Source organism: Pseudomonas putida, from assembly GCF_028682635.1.
GTDB lineage: Bacteria > Pseudomonadota > Gammaproteobacteria > Pseudomonadales > Pseudomonadaceae > Aquipseudomonas > Aquipseudomonas putida_AE.
In genome coordinates, this window is record NZ_JANHLK010000002.1 from 79,879 (window position 1) to 93,328 (window position 13,450).

Here is a 13,450-nt window from a genome sequence, read left to right on the forward strand (position 1 = left end):
CTCCCAGCCGAATCCACTTTTACTTCCAGGAGTCGAGTCATGGATGAGCAAACACGCGTCGAAGTGACGGAACCACGCTTCGAACACGGTCACTTCCTGCTGATTGCGGGGCTTGGCGGACAATTTACCCAGCAAACCGTAAAAAGCATTCCTGATCTCTGGGAAAAATTCACCCCTCACATTGGCAATGTTCCGGGGCAAAAAGGCGAAGTGACCTACGGCGTCTGCTGCAATTTCGACGGCAAGGGCGGCTTTGATTACATCGCTGGCGTCGAGATCAGCAAGCTCGATGATTTGCCTGAACAGTACCGCTGGGTAGAGGTTCAGCCTCAGCAGTATGTGGTGTTCGAACACAAAGGCTCGCTGGACACCTTGCCGCAAACCTTCCAGTACATCCATGGCACCTGGCTGCCGCAGTCCGGGCGCGAGCTGTTGAACGCCCCGGAATTCGAACGCTACAGCGAAGACTTCAACCCCAGGCTCAATACCGGCACGCTGGAACTCTGGCTACCGCTCAAGGCGTGACAAGTGCATCGGGAGGCGGATCAGCCGGTTCGTCTCTCGATGTTGCGCCGTTGCTGATTTATCATCCCCGGTCTTTCCCTCGCCGATTCCGAGCTGCCATGAACACTGTCATCCGCCACGTCACGCCTGCTGACCTGGACCGCTGCTACGCCATCGAAACCCTTGCCTACGAAGGCGACGAAGCCGCGACCCGGGAGAAAATCGCCACCCGCATCGCCACTTGGCCCGAGGGTTTCATCGTTGCTGAAGTGGACGGCGTGGTCGCCGGTTTCATCAATTCCGGCGCGGCGTTCCAGGTGGAAATGTCCGACGAGGCTTTCAAGGAACTGATCGGCCACGACCCGGCCGGACCGCACGTGGTGATCATGTCGGTGGTGGTGCACCCGGACTATCAGGGCCAGGGCCTGGCGAAGCACTTGATGGGCGAGTTCATCGAGCGAATGCGCGCGATGGGCAAAACCAGCATCGACCTGATGTGCAAGGAGCGGCATATTCCGTTGTATGCAGGCTTTGGCTTTGCCTACGTCAAGCCCTCGGCGTCCGACCATGGCGGCATGGCGTGGCACGAGATGGTGCTCAATCTCTGAACCCGACGCAGACCCCCTGTGGGAGCGGGCTTGCTCGCGAAGGCGGCAGATCAGTCAACATCTCAGTTGAATATCAGACCGCTTTCGCGAGCAAGCCCGCTCCCACAGGGGATTGTGGCAATCCTAGAACATCAAACCCATCCGCCGCTCATACCCGATCCGCCCCTTGTACGCCTCGCCACTGTCGACGAAACCATACCTGGCATACAGCGCAATGGCGGCGTCGTTGTCGGCATCCACCGACAATTCCAGCCCGCGGATTTCCGGCCACGCCAGGCGCGCCGCTTCGGGTAGCGCTTGCAGGCAAGCCTTGCCATAACCTTTGCCCTGGGCGCGTTGATCGACCTGCAATGCGTGCAGCGTAGCGCTGTGTTCGTCAGCCCAGGCGGGCAACACCGGTGGGCGTTTGAGCAGCAGAAAGGCAACCGGCACCGCATCAGCCAGCAAGGCAAAGCCTTTGACGCCGGGGCCGGGCTTCGATAGCAGGGTGTGCAATGCACCGTGAATGTCGCCGGAAAACCTGATCTGTTCCGGATGCACTTCGATGGCCTCCACCTGCTGGCGCTGCAGCGCATTCAGGCTTTCGTAAGGCACGAGTCGGGCTGTCACTGGAGTGTCCTTTTTCCAATAGAAATGAGCCTCGGATTCTAGCGAGTTTGCGCTCGTGGATTATTTTTATTTCGACTGTCGATCTGGCGGATCGCCGGACGACTAAGGGTGTCTTCCAAGAAAAACCACGGAGAACCACCATGAGTGATACCAATGAAATCCAGACCCTGATCGCCAATTACCGTGAGGCGGTCATCTCGAAGGACGTCGATAAAATCATGGCCCTGTACGCCGACGACATCGTCTCCTACGACGCCGTCAAGGCCCTGCAATTTCGCGGCAAGGCGGCCTATCGCGCGCATTGGCTGGAATGCATGGAAATGTGCCAGGGCCAGCACAAGTTTGATTTCGACCACATGAACATCGTGGCCGACGAGCACATCGCCTTCGCCCATTGGCTGGCCCATTGCGGCGGCACCAACGAGAAGGGCGAAACCCAGGCCTGCTGGATGCGCGTGACCGCCTGCTACCGGCGCGAGGCCGGGCAATGGCGCATCGTCCACGAACACTGGTCGGCCCCGTTCGACATGATGAGCGGCACGACCTTGTTCAACCTGGAACCCTGATCGTCGGCAAGCCGTGCGAAACGGCCCATCTGCGACCATAGTTGATCCGTTCAATCGGGAGAGCGCGATGAAGTATTTATGCCTGGTCTACAGCGATGAGCGCCTGCTGCATTCGCTGCCGGAAAGCCCCAAGGACGAGGAGTGCATGGCCTACGCCGAGGCAATCCAGGGCAGCGGCCGGATGGTTGCCGCCGAGGCGCTGGAGTCGGTGCAGACCGCCACCACGGTGCGCATGCGCAACGGCAAGTTGTCGATCACCGATGGCCCGTTCGCCGAAACCAAGGAGCAGTTGGCCGGCTTCTACCTGATCGATGCCAAGGACCTCAACGAAGCCCTGCAGGTCGCCGGGAACATCCCGGCGGCACGGGTCGGCAGTGTCGAAGTGCGCCCCGTCCGGCAGTTGAATACTTAAGATGCCGGGGCTGCCGGTACAGGCCAGGGTCGAGCAGGTTTATCGCCAGGAGTCGCGACGGATCCTGGCGACCCTGATTCGCCTGCTCGGCGATTTCGACCTGGCCGAGGAGGCCTTGCACGAAGCGTTTTTCGTTGCCGTGGAACGTTGGCAGCAGGACGGCGTGCCGGACAATCCGCGTACCTGGCTGGTGTCCACCGGGCGTTTCAAGGCCATTGATGTGCTGCGCCGGCGCGCGCGGTTCAAGGCTTCGCGGCCATTGTTACAGGCGCAGCTGGAGGCGCTGGAGCAGGCCGACTGGAGTGACGAAGACGTGGAAGACGATCGCCTGCGCCTGATCTTCACCTGTTGTCACCCGGCACTGGCGGCAGACGCCCAGGTGCCGTTGACCCTGCGTGAAGTCTGCGACCTGACCACGGAAGAAATCGCCCGGGCCTTTCTCTCGGCACCCGCCACCATCGCCCAGCGCATCGTGCGCGCCAAGGCGAAAATCCGTGATGCGAAAATCCCCTATCAGGTGCCATCCCTGGCGGAACTGCCCGAGCGCCTCGACAGCGTGCTGCGGGTGATTTACCTGGTGTTCAACGAAGGCTATTCGGCGTCCGGCGGCGCGCAAGTGACCCGCGAAGACCTGACCCGCGAAGCGATTCGCCTGGGGCGTTTGTTGCTGGAGTTGCTGCCGGAGCCGGAGGTCATGGGCTTGCTCGCTTTGATGTTGTTGCACGAGTCCCGACGCCTGGCCAGGACCTGCGCGGACGGCGACCTGATTTTGCTGGATGACCAGGACCGCTCGCTGTGGGACGCGCAGATGATCGCCGAAGGCTGTGCGCTGGTGGAACGGGCATTGGGTACTCGGCGATTCGGCCCGTATTGCCTGCAAGCGGCGATTGCCGCGGTGCATGCCGAAGCGCCGTCGATCGAGGAAACCGACTGGGTGCAGATCGTCGGGCTGTATGACGTGTTGCTGCGAGCGTGGCCGTCGCCGGTGATCGAATTGAACCGGGCGGCGGCGATATCCAGGCGCGATGGGCCGTTGGCGGGGCTGACGCTGGTCGAGGCGATTCTTGCGCGGGGGGATCTGCTCGATTACCACCTGGCGCATTCGGCGCGGGCGGAGTTCTGTCGGCAGTTGGGCAGGGTGGAGCAGGCGCGGGCGGCCTATGAGCGGGCGCTGGAGTTGACGCAGCAGGCGCCGGAGCGGCGGTTTATCGAGGCTCGGTTGCGGGCGTTGGAGTGATGTGATGTTTGCTGGCCCCTTCGCGAGCAAGCCCGCTCCCACAGGGTAATGAGTCGACCACAATTTTTGTGTACAGCAGTGATCACTGTGGGAGCGGGCTTGCTCGCAAAGAGGCCAGTGGCCGCACCCCTATTCCAGCATCTTGCCCAGCAACCAGCTGCCCGCCGGCCCCGGCGGATGCAAGCGCGACCACAAGGCATCCACCGACACCGTTTTCGGCCAACCGCGCACCTCCAACTCCTGCAACGTCCCCGCGCCAAAACGCCCTACCAACCAGCGTGGCAGTGGCGCCCAGCCGAATCCGCCCTGGGCCATTTCCAGCAGCATCAGGTAACTCGGTGCCGACCAGACCCTGCCCTTGGCGCGGCTTTCATAGGGATTGACGATGGTCGCCAAGCGTAGCTCGCGATGCTGTTGCAGCGTGTCCTGGTCAATATTTTTCTGCTTGGCCAGTGGATGTTTACGCGACACGAACAGGGCGAATTCCGTGCGTTCGTCCACGGTCGAGCTGACCAGGTCAGGCGGGTAGCTGTCCTGCATTTCGGCGAAGGCGACGTGGGCCCGACCGCTTTGCACCAGTGCCACCAGGTCCTCGCATTCGGCAATCAGGCATTCGAGTTCCAGGTCTGGATAACGCGACTCGAAGGCACTGAGTGCCACTTCGAAACGATCGGACTGGTAAGTGTCGGAAAGCGCCACGGTCAGCTTCGCCTCGACGCCCTGGGACAATTGGCTGGCGGTCATCTCCAGCCGGCTGGTGGCGGCCAGGATCTCTTCGGCCCGTTGCAGTACGACGTGCCCGGCGGGGGTCAGGCTGGGCTTGCGGCTGCTGCGGTCAAACAGGGTCAGGTTCAGATCGATTTCCAGGCTGGCCACGGCGGCGCTGATGGTCGACTGGCTACGGCCCAATTTGCGTGCCGCCGCGGAAAACGAGCCTTGGGTCGCGGCCTGGACGAACGCCTGCAACACTTCCTGGGATGCCATGAACTATCGCCTTGATCGATGGTTATTGGTTATGAAGTATCGGTAAGAAGATGGATGATGGCAACCATCGTCACTCAAGGAGTCGGGCCATGAGCGCCAATAAATCCATTACCGAACGTATTTTCCAGGCCATTGGTTTCGAACTGCTGGCCATCCTGATCTGTACGCCGTTGCTGGCCTGGATCATGGACAAACCGATGCTGGAAATGGGCGCTGTCACAGTGGTCATTGCCGTGTTGGCCCTGGCGTGGAACGTGGTCTTCAACGGTCTGTTCGACCGCGTGCTCAAGCGTTTCGCCATTGCGCACAACGCCTGGGTCCGCGTGGTGCACGCGCTGTTGTTCGAGGGCGGGCTGGTCGCCCTCGGCGTACCGTTGATTGCGTGGTGGCTGAAAGTCAGTCTGTGGCAAGCGTTCCTGCTGGATATCGGCGTGCTGCTGTTTTTCCTGCCGTACACCTACGTTTACCACTGGGTGTATGACGTGGTGCGGGAGCGGTTGGTCATTCGCTCTACCTGTAACGCGTAACCTGTAGGAGCCCGGCTTGCCGGCGAAGGCGTCCTCCAACATGGCGTTGGTCTTTCGGACGCCTTCGCCGGCAAGCCGGGCTCCTGCAAGGGCTGCTTTATTCAGAAAATCTGGGTGAACAACCAGTACAAACTGCCCGACAACACTATCGCCGCCGGCAAGGTCAGCACCCAGGCCATCAGCAGGTTGCGGATGGTCTTCATCTGCAAGCCGCCGCCATTGGCGACCATGGTCCCGGCCACCCCTGACGACAACACGTGGGTGGTCGAGACCGGCAAGCCGAACATGTCGGCGGCGCCAATGGTCAGCATGGCCACGGTTTCCGCCGAGGCGCCTTGGGCGTAGGTCAGGTGGGTCTTGCCGATTTTCTCTCCCACGGTTACCACGATGCGCTTCCAGCCGACCATGGTGCCCAGGCCCAGCGCAATTGCTACGGCGATCTTCACCCACAACGGAATGAAGCGCGTGGCGTTGTCGATCTGCTGCTTGAACAGCTGCAGTTTGCCGTTGGTATCGGCGTCGAAGTTACCGACCTTGTTCTTGTCCATCAGGCGGATGGTTTCGCTGGTCAGGTACATGTCGTTGCGCACGTTGCCCATGGCTTCGGCCGGGACTTTGGACAGCGAACCATAGCCCTTCACTTCATTACCGATGTTGCCGGCCAGTGCCGCGAGGGCGGGGATCAGTTGCGGCGTGACCTCCTTGCTGCGCACGTAATCGGAGAGGATCGGTCGCGGATCGGCCGGTGCCGGCAACGGCGCACTCTTGACCAGCGCCTGTTGGGTCACTTCGGCCACGGCGGCGAACTGCAACGCCTGGTCTGCAGGCATGGTGCGGTTCAGTGCGTAAGCCATCGGCAAGGTCCCGACCAGGATCAACATGATCAGCCCCATGCCTTTCTGGCCGTCATTGGAACCGTGGGCGAAGGACACGCCGGTGCAGGTCAGGATCAACATGCCGCGAATCCACCATGGCGGCGGGGTGTTGCCCTTGGGCTCCTTGTACAGCGCGCGGTTCTTGACGAAGGCCCGCAGGGCCAACAGCAACAGCGCGGCGCAGCCGAAGCCGACCAGCGGCGAGAGCAATAGGGCGTAACCCACCTTGGTCGCCTGCGCCCAGTCCACGCCGCTGGTGCCGTCACGCCCGTGCATCAGCGCATTGGCCACGCCGACACCGATGATCGAGCCGATCAGGGTGTGCGACGACGAGGCCGGCAGGCCCAGCCACCAGGTGCCGAGGTTCCACAGGATCGCGGCGATCAGCAGGGCGAAGATCATCGCGAAACCGGCGGATGAACCGACTTGCAGGATCAACTCCACCGGCAGCAGCGCGATGATGCCGAACGCCACCGCGCCACTGGACAGCAGCACCCCGAGGAAGTTGAAGAACCCGGACCAGACCACCGCGAAATTCGGTGGCAGCGAGTGTGTGTAGATCACGGTGGCGACGGCGTTGGCGGTGTCGTGGAAACCGTTTACGAACTCGAAGCCCAAGGCAATCAGCAAGGCCACGCCCAGCAGGATGAATGGCGTCCAGGTGGTCACCTCCGTGCCGAGTTCGTTCATGTCGTGCATCAGGCTGTAGGCGGTGAACAGCAGCCCGATGCCCAGCACTGCAAAAAACACCACGAGGGTGAGCGCACCGGGTTTTTTATCGAATTGCGGTTTGGCGCTGCTGGCGGGCGCCGGGGCGGCGGTAAAGGAGGGGGTAGCCATGCCGGACATTCCTGAGGAGGGAAGGAGTGTCGTTGATGATCGTTGCAAAATGTTACAGAGAGACTGCCCTGTGTCAGTGTTTGGTTTTTTATGGTTCTTGAAAGATCGCAGCCTGCGGCAGCTCCTACAGGGGCTGCGATCTTTTGATCTTAATAATCCTGGCGCTTGCGAAACGCCCAACGTCCCGCAATCAAGGTAAAGGTCGCCACCAGCGCCACCAGGATCCAGAACCCTTCAGGGTCCTGGGACAGCGGCACCCCACCCACGTTCATGCCGAAGAAACCGGCAATGATGTTGATCGGCAGGGCCAGCACCGTCACCACCGTCAGGGTGAACAGGGTGCGGTTGCTCTGTTCGTTGAGGTTGGCGGCGATTTCCTCCTGCAGCAGCTTGATCCGTTCACCCAGCGCCGTGAGGTCGTTGATGATCAAGGCAAACTCCTCGGTGGACTTGCGCAGTTCCTTGACGTCCTCCTTTTGCAGCCAGGGTGGCGGGCGATTGAGCAGGCGCAGCAACGACCCCGGCTCCAGCGCCAGCAGGCGTTGCAGGCGCACCAGCACCCGGCGATTGGCCCCCAGTTCCGCGCGGTTGGTCGACAGGCGCGAGGACAGCAGTTCATCTTCGATCTGATCCACGCTCAGGCTGGTCTTGCGCACGATCTGGGTCAGCACTTCGCCCTGGTCGCGCAGCAGATGCACCAACAACTCCAGCGGCGAGCGGAAGCATTCACCGGCCTTGACCGACGAGCGCAGCTTGTCCACCGAATGCAGCGGTTGCAGGCGCGCGCTGATGATCAGTCGACTGCGGGCACAGACCCACAGGGTCGAGACATCGGAGGAGGTCATGCTGCTGAGGTTGAACACCACGTCGTTGACCACCGCCAGCAACGCCGAATCGACATGTTCGATGCGCGTCGATCGTGAACCTTCATGCAAGGCTTCGAAAAACTCGTCGGGCAGTTCCAGGTGGCTCTTCATCCAGCGCTCGCATGCGGCATGGGCGAGGTTCAGGTGCAGCCAGAGAAATTGCTCGGCGTCCTGCGGGTGTTGCAGGTACTGCAAGGCCCTGGCCGAATCGATTTCCTGGCCGCGCTCACCGGGGCGAAAACTGAAACCGTAAAGCAGGCCGAACAGATCCGGATCGCGATGGCTGTGATCGATGCTGTGGTTCATGAGGGCTCGCATGGGGGGGACGCCTGTCGCGTGTTTTACAGGTTCACGTGAGCGGCATCATCGCAAGGCTGGATGACGGGTTTGTGACCTCGGCCTGATCGGTCACCCAAACGCAAAAAAGCCGCACGATGGGGAGCATCGTGCGGCTTTTTTTCGGGTGCATCAGTCGTCTTTCTTGTTCTTCAGGACTTCGCCGGTGGCGGCGTTCACGTCCACGTCCCATTCAACGTTGTTGGCGTCGCGCAGTTCCACTTCGTACTCGTAGCTATTGAAGTGGTTGTCCAGGTCACTGTCGGTAATCGTGGCACCCGGGTGCAGCTTCAGCACGATCTGGTTCAGTTCCTCCAGTGGCTTGATCTTGCCGTCCTTGACCAACTGAGGGATCTGGTCGACGGGAACATCAGCCTGGGCCAGGCCAGCGGTGAGGGTCAGGGTTGCAGCGGCGAACAGGGCAGTCAGGGTTTTCATAAGCTTCTTTCCTTGGATGAGCTGTTTAAGTGGGATCAGAATAACTGTGGCAACTTAATTCAGACTTAAATTCCCTTGAATCGAATGATCAATAGCCGTTATTGCGTATCACCTGCGCCACACTCGCCGCCGCCGGGCGCTTATAGAACTTCAGAAGCTCGCTGGCGCGGTTGGTGAAGATACCGTCGACGCCAGCCGCCATGACCTTCTGGTAGTCCACCGCTTCATCGATGGTGTAGACGTGCACCAGCAGCCCTTGGTCGTGGGTGTACTGGTTCATCCACGGTTGTACCAGGTCGGCGTAGCTCTGATCGCCACCCTGGGTCAGCGCGGCGGACGGGCCGGTACCGATCGCGCCCTGGGCCTTGGCGTAGTCGACCCAGCGCTGGAACTCGGCTTTGTCCTTGGGTTGCTGTTTGGCGTAGTAAGCGGCTTTGTCCTTGTCGCCGGATTGAGCAAAGGTCACTGTCGATTTTGGCTCGATGTTGCCTTCACCGACCCATAACAACAGAATCTTCGGCACCTGTGGCATTTCCTTTTGCAGCAATTCGAGGCTGCTTTTCTCGAAGGTTTGCAGCACCACCTTGCCTTTGCCCTGGCCGACGGACAGCTCGCTTTTAGCCAGTTTCGACCCCGCGGGGCTCAGCCAGCCGCGATCCTGGAGTTTTTCCTTGAGGTCGTGTTCTATGCCCGGAAACTGCTTGGGCTCCTTGGTCTCGATGTACAGGCCGGGCTTGTGCAGCGGATTGCCCTGGGCGATGTCGATGATTTCATCGAGGGTGAGGATTTTCAGGCCGGCAAACGCAGGACGCGCGCGATCCGGGTAGGCCGCGTTGAACCAGCTGCCGGCATCCAGGGTTTTCAGCTCGGCCATGGTGAAGGCATTGGCCGGGCTGTCCTTGCGCTCGGGGAACTTGCTGGCGACGTCGGTGGTGCGTTGCAGGTTATTGTCGTGCAGGGCGAACAGCACGCCATCCTTGCTGCGCTGCAGGTCCAGCTCCAGGTAATCGGCGCCGAGGTCGCGGGCCAGTTTGTAGGCGGCGGCGGTGGATTCCGGTGCATCGAAAGATGCGCCACGGTGGGCGATCACCGCCGGGTGCGGAATGCCCATTCGGGTGGCCAGCGCGGCGGGGCCGGGCTCGCTGGCGGCCTGGGCCTGGCCGAGGCCAAGCAGCAAACTCAGGAGCAGGGCGCTGTGGGTGAAGGTGGCCGGCATGGTCGAGATCCTTTCGTGACAGGTTTCAAAGAGGTCTCTTTTAACAACTGAGCGTTGCCAGCGCTATCGCGAGACCGACATAAACGTGTTGAAAGCTGATGTCGGTCAGCGTTTTTGTGTTCTTGTCTGCATTATTCTTCGTCCCGGCAACTTCCCCGGCAGAGGGAAAACCATTCGCTGGCCATGCGTGTAAACCATCGATCACTTCTTGTGAGGTTTCCATGCGCATTACTTCCCAGCTCATCTGCCAGGCCGCCGACCAGCTCCAGGGCTTCGTCGGCCTCAATCGCAAGACTGGCCACTACATCGTGCGTTTCAGCGAAGACTCGTTCGGCATGGACGTGGCTGACGACGGCATCATCCCCACCAGCGAATTCGTCTGGGTGCCGGGCCCGGAGCAGACCATGACGCTCAAGCGCGAGTTGATCCAGTTGTTGCTGGATCAGAACATCGACGACCGAATAAACATCACTGAACCGCTGCGGGTGTATATGAACAGGCGGGAAGTGCCGGAGATTTCGGCGGTGAGGAGTCTGGTGCGGGGTTAGTGGGCTTTCTCGCTGTTGCTGTTGCTGTTGCTGTTGCTTTGGCTTTTGATCTTGATCTTCTTGTCCCATCGAGAGGCTTCGTTCCGGTTCTGTCCAGCGCGGCGGGCCCCTGTAGGAGCGAGCTTGCTCGCGAAAAACCTGAGAGCACCGTGGGGTGTCAGGCTCCCCGCGTCATCGTTGACCTCCATCGCGAGCAAGCTCGCTCCCACAGGTATCGCGTACAGCCGCGAAATTCCAGTTGGCTGTCAGGCCGTCATCGCTGGCAAGCCCGCTCCTGCAGAGGCTGGGGTGAACTCATAAGCCCGCTCAACAAGGCAAACCCGGGTATGACACTGCGCATACCAGGTCGAACGCCCAAGCTCACGAATCGCCCGGTGTTCGGGATGCTGCTTCCACGCCAGGATCGCCGCCTCACTGGCCCAATACGACACCGTAATCCCCAGCCCATCATCGCCCCGCGCCGACTCTACACCGAGGAACCCCGGCTGCTCACGCGCCAGCGCCACCATCCGTCCGGCCGCTTCGGCGTACCCCTGGTCACCATCGGTTCGTAGCGAAGTGAAGATCACTGCGTAATAGGGCGCAGCAATCATGACCGCCGCTCCACGCACGCTGCGATCAAGGCCCGCACCAGCGGTGGCAGGGTACCCTCGAGGGCAGCGCGTTCCGGCTGGAACAGCGTGGCGACATAGAACGGATGACCGCTGAGCTCGACCGCGCGCAAACCGTGTTCGGCATCATGGCCGACGGCATGAAGCGCGTGCTGGAGCAGTTCCCGTTCGAACTCGGGATTCACTCCGTAGCGGCAGCGATAGCCCTCACGAATTTCACAGGTTTCATATGCCCTGGCGATCAGCGAGCCTTCCCGCAAATGAATAATGTCGACAGCCTCAACCAGTGAACACGCCAGCGGCGTGAGCAATGCCCGCGATGCATCGGGAGCCGTCTCGCCATGTTCGGCATCCGCCCAGCCGAGCACGTTGCGCGCATATTCCAGCACCGCATGTTGAAACCCGCCGCAGGTGCCGAGGAAAGGTCGCCGCTGTTCACGGGCAAAGCGAATCGCCCGCAAGGCACCGTTCATGCTGCGATACGGGCTGGCGGGCACGCACCAGAAACCGTCGAACCCGGCGAGCGGCGTGTTGGCATGCAAGCTATCGGTGGCCAGCCACTGCCCTTGCACGTTTCGGCCGCTGTGTTCGGCGGCCAGGCCGAGCGCCACCGGGATGGCCTGGTGGGCGGTGACTTGAGGGTCTTGATCACCGATCAGGGCGATGCGAATGACGCGGTTTTCCATGGGTGACCTCGGCGCTTGTTGATTCCTGGCAGCCACTATAGATTGGCGTTCACGCACTCAATATTGGCGTTATCCCAAGTGATCAATGCAGCGACGCACTATCGACTGGACTACCCAGACCTGGCCCTGGTGCTCGCATTGGTGCGCGGCGGCTCTCTGGCCCGGGCCGCGCAGCTGATGAAAGTGGATGTCTCGACGGTGTTTCGCGCCGTGCGTCGACTGGAAGCCGCACTGGGCCAGCCGTTGTTCGAAAAAAGTCGCGCCGGCTACCTGCCCACGACCTTGGCGCAGGCCCTGGCGGAACAGGCCGAGCGCGCCGAACAGGCATTGGAAGCCGCAAGGGTCGGTGTGGAGCAGGGCGGTGAAGTGGTCAGCGGCACCGTGCGCCTGACCTGCACCGATTCGGTCCTGCAAGGCTTACTGCTGCCGGCGCTGGCGCAGTTCATGCCGAACTATCCGGCGTTGATCCTTGAACTCAGTACGTCCAACGACTTTGCCAACCTCAGCCGCCGCGATGCCGACATCGCCTTGCGCCTGACCCGTACGCCACCTGAGCACCTGGTGGGGCGACGCCTTGCAGGGATTGGCTACCGAGTGTGTGCCAGCGCCGGTTATCTGCAAGGGGTCGATGCGACCGATCTGGTATCACTGACCTGGATCGCCCCTGACGACTTCCTGCCCGATCACCCGACAGTGGCCTGGCGACGTCAGGCAATGCCTGGGGTGATGCCGGCTTATCGCTGCAACAGCATGCTGTCGGTCACCGAACTGGTGCGGGCGGGGTTGGGCGTGGCGGCGTTGCCGGACTTTCTGATCGGTGATGGATTACAGCCACTGGGCGAGCCGTTGCACGGATACGACACCGCGCTGTGGCTGCTGACCCGCCCGGATTGCCGAGCCTTGCGCTCGGTAGTGACGCTGTTTGACGAGCTGGGGCGGGCGCTGAAGTTACCCTAGGCGGTTCAGGCCTTTGGCTCGTCCTTGTGCACGAAGTGCTGATGCATTTCCGTGGTCAGGTTTTCGATGCGCTCGGTGAGGGCCTTGGTCATTTCCGTGAGGCGGGTGTTTTGCTCAAGCAGCGCCAGCAGTTGCGCGCTGTTTTTCGCCGCTTCCGCCTGTCGCTCACTGTTGGCGATCGCCAGCGCTTCGCGGTGTTGCGCATCGGCATCGGATTGCGCTTTGTCCCGCGCGGCCTGACGGGTCTGGGCCAACAGGATCAGGGGGGCGGCATAGGCCGATTGCAGGCTGAAAGCCAGGTTGAGCAGGATGAACGGGTAGGCGTCGAAGTGGGCGACGCCGAACAGGTTCATGCACACCCAGATCACCACGATCAGTGTTTGTGCGCCGAGAAAGGTCGGTGTACCGAAGAACCGCGCAAAGGCCTCGGCACGCAGGGCGAATTTGTCATTGCCGAAGGTCGGCGCCAGGTGGGCATGACGGCGATGGAAACGCAGGTGATCGACGGGGGCGGTGGTTTCGTTGCTCGTGGAATTCATGATGCTCTCTGCAGGCGCTGGGACTGAGGCTCACTATAGCCTCGGCACGAGTTTCATTCTGAAACACATTGCGCCGTACACATTGAAGCGA

Annotated in this window: 18 protein-coding genes; 8 read left to right on the top strand and 10 right to left on the bottom strand. The window is 61.2% G+C overall.

Going from position 1 to position 13,450, the window contains the following annotated elements; all coding sequences use genetic code 11:
- The first annotated feature begins 39 nt into the window (after positions 1–39).
- Positions 40–525: a GyrI-like domain-containing protein gene (locus NPS56_RS02750; RefSeq protein WP_274073348.1), complete on the top strand. Its 486-nt coding sequence runs from the start codon at positions 40–42 to the stop codon at positions 523–525.
- 98 nt (positions 526–623) lie between these two features.
- Positions 624–1,112 carry a GNAT family N-acetyltransferase gene (locus NPS56_RS02755; RefSeq protein ID WP_274073349.1) on the top strand — a complete coding sequence of 163 codons (489 nt, stop codon included), beginning with the start codon at positions 624–626 and terminating at the stop codon, positions 1,110–1,112.
- A gap of 123 nt (positions 1,113–1,235) precedes the next feature.
- Here NPS56_RS02755 and NPS56_RS02760 read toward each other — a convergent pair whose 3' ends face one another.
- Positions 1,236–1,721, bottom strand: a complete 486-nt coding sequence (locus tag NPS56_RS02760) for a GNAT family N-acetyltransferase (protein WP_274073350.1) — start codon at positions 1,719–1,721, stop codon at positions 1,236–1,238.
- Between the two features lie 140 nt (positions 1,722–1,861).
- On the opposite strand from NPS56_RS02760, the gene NPS56_RS02765 reads away from it, so the two are divergent.
- From NPS56_RS02765 to NPS56_RS02775, 3 genes are all read left to right on the top strand, one after another.
- Entirely contained in the window at positions 1,862–2,287 is a 426-nt protein-coding gene (locus NPS56_RS02765) for a YybH family protein (RefSeq protein WP_274073351.1), read from the top strand.
- Positions 2,288–2,354: 67 nt separating this feature from the next.
- Positions 2,355–2,699 carry a YciI family protein gene (locus NPS56_RS02770; protein ID WP_274073352.1) on the top strand — a complete coding sequence of 115 codons (345 nt, stop codon included), beginning with the start codon at positions 2,355–2,357 and terminating at the stop codon, positions 2,697–2,699.
- Between the two features lies 1 nt (position 2,700).
- Entirely contained in the window at positions 2,701–3,936 is a 1,236-nt protein-coding gene (locus tag NPS56_RS02775; RefSeq protein WP_274073353.1) for an RNA polymerase sigma factor, read from the top strand.
- 129 nt (positions 3,937–4,065) lie between these two features.
- Here NPS56_RS02775 and NPS56_RS02780 read toward each other — a convergent pair whose 3' ends face one another.
- Entirely contained in the window at positions 4,066–4,920 is an 855-nt protein-coding gene (locus NPS56_RS02780) for a LysR family transcriptional regulator (RefSeq protein ID WP_274073354.1), read from the bottom strand.
- Positions 4,921–5,009: 89 nt separating this feature from the next.
- Here NPS56_RS02780 and NPS56_RS02785 point away from each other — a divergent pair, with 89 nt between their 5' ends.
- Complete coding sequence (locus NPS56_RS02785) at positions 5,010–5,447, top strand: multidrug/biocide efflux PACE transporter (RefSeq protein ID WP_274073355.1); 438 nt, start codon at positions 5,010–5,012, stop codon at positions 5,445–5,447.
- A gap of 101 nt (positions 5,448–5,548) precedes the next feature.
- Here NPS56_RS02785 and NPS56_RS02790 read toward each other — a convergent pair whose 3' ends face one another.
- The 5 genes from NPS56_RS02790 to NPS56_RS02810 form a co-directional block, all read right to left on the bottom strand.
- The gene (locus tag NPS56_RS02790) at positions 5,549–7,162 is read right to left on the bottom strand and encodes an inorganic phosphate transporter (RefSeq protein ID WP_274073356.1); all 1,614 of its coding nucleotides are present in this window, start codon (positions 7,160–7,162) and stop codon (positions 5,549–5,551) included.
- 149 nt (positions 7,163–7,311) lie between these two features.
- A complete protein-coding gene (locus NPS56_RS02795) occupies positions 7,312–8,334 on the bottom strand; it encodes a transporter (RefSeq protein WP_274073598.1) in 1,023 nt (340 codons plus the stop codon).
- 162 nt (positions 8,335–8,496) lie between these two features.
- A complete protein-coding gene (locus NPS56_RS02800) occupies positions 8,497–8,802 on the bottom strand; it encodes a PepSY domain-containing protein (RefSeq protein WP_274073357.1) in 306 nt (101 codons plus the stop codon).
- Between the two features lie 88 nt (positions 8,803–8,890).
- Positions 8,891–10,018, bottom strand: a complete 1,128-nt coding sequence (locus tag NPS56_RS02805) for a glycerophosphodiester phosphodiesterase (RefSeq protein WP_274073358.1) — start codon at positions 10,016–10,018, stop codon at positions 8,891–8,893.
- Positions 10,019–10,058: 40 nt separating this feature from the next.
- Entirely contained in the window at positions 10,059–10,241 is a 183-nt protein-coding gene (locus NPS56_RS02810; protein WP_274073359.1) for a hypothetical protein, read from the bottom strand.
- Here NPS56_RS02810 and NPS56_RS02815 point away from each other — a divergent pair.
- A complete protein-coding gene (locus NPS56_RS02815) occupies positions 10,240–10,566 on the top strand; it encodes a DUF2025 family protein (RefSeq protein WP_274073360.1) in 327 nt (108 codons plus the stop codon). The two genes, NPS56_RS02810 and NPS56_RS02815, sit on opposite strands and share 2 nt — an antisense overlap.
- Before the next feature lie 245 nt (positions 10,567–10,811).
- On the opposite strand, the gene NPS56_RS02820 is transcribed toward NPS56_RS02815, so the two are convergent.
- Together NPS56_RS02820 and NPS56_RS02825 are read right to left on the bottom strand one after the other, a co-directional pair.
- On the bottom strand, positions 10,812–11,159 hold the full coding sequence (locus tag NPS56_RS02820) for an antibiotic biosynthesis monooxygenase family protein (RefSeq protein ID WP_274073361.1): 348 nt from the start codon (positions 11,157–11,159) through the stop codon (positions 10,812–10,814).
- Complete coding sequence (locus tag NPS56_RS02825) at positions 11,156–11,863, bottom strand: CTP synthase C-terminal region-related (seleno)protein (RefSeq protein ID WP_274073362.1); 708 nt, start codon at positions 11,861–11,863, stop codon at positions 11,156–11,158. The genes NPS56_RS02820 and NPS56_RS02825 overlap by 4 nt, the downstream gene beginning before the upstream one ends.
- Before the next feature lie 15 nt (positions 11,864–11,878).
- Between NPS56_RS02825 and NPS56_RS02830 the strand changes: the two genes are divergently transcribed.
- Positions 11,879–12,820, top strand: a complete 942-nt coding sequence (locus tag NPS56_RS02830) for a LysR family transcriptional regulator (protein ID WP_274073363.1) — start codon at positions 11,879–11,881, stop codon at positions 12,818–12,820.
- A 5-nt stretch (positions 12,821–12,825) separates the two neighbouring features.
- Here the strand turns inward: NPS56_RS02830 and NPS56_RS02835 are convergent, their stop codons facing one another.
- Complete coding sequence (locus NPS56_RS02835; protein WP_274073364.1) at positions 12,826–13,359, bottom strand: DUF1003 domain-containing protein; 534 nt, start codon at positions 13,357–13,359, stop codon at positions 12,826–12,828.
- Positions 13,360–13,450 lie beyond the last annotated feature (91 nt).